1 rRNA gene is annotated in these 426 nt (G+C 44.1%); it reads right to left on the bottom strand.

What is annotated here, in order from left to right:
- Window positions 1-221, bottom strand: a 23S ribosomal RNA gene (locus tag FLX07_RS36030); the annotation flags it as partial.
- Window positions 222-426: the final 205 nt, after the last annotated feature.

Below are 426 nucleotides of genomic sequence, written 5' to 3'. Positions count from 1 at the left end.
TCTTTTCCTCGGGGTACTTAGATGTTTCAGTTCCCCCGGTTCGCTTCATTACGCTATGTATTCACGTAATGATAGTGTGACGAATCACACTGGGTTTCCCCATTCGGAAATCGCCGGTTATAACGGTTCATATCACCTTACCGACGCTTATCGCAGATTAGCACGTCCTTCATCGCCTCTGACTGCCAGGGCATCCACCGTGTACGCTTAGTCGCTTAACCTCACAACCCGAAGATGTTTCTTTCGATTCATCATCGTGTTGCGAAAATTTGAGAGACTCGAACACACCATTTTTCATTTCTTATTACGGAGAAATGAAGCAGTGTGTCGTTTCAATTTTCAGCTTGATCCAGATTTTTAAAGAGCAAATATCTCAAACGTCACCCGAAGGTAAGTTTTGAGATATTGAGGTCGGCGACTTTCACT

The organism is Microbispora bryophytorum (assembly GCF_006874465.1).
Lineage (GTDB): Bacteria > Actinomycetota > Actinomycetes > Streptosporangiales > Streptosporangiaceae > Microbispora > Microbispora bryophytorum.
Note: the sequence above shows the minus strand (reverse complement) of the source record. Positions and strands in the feature narration are given on the sequence as shown.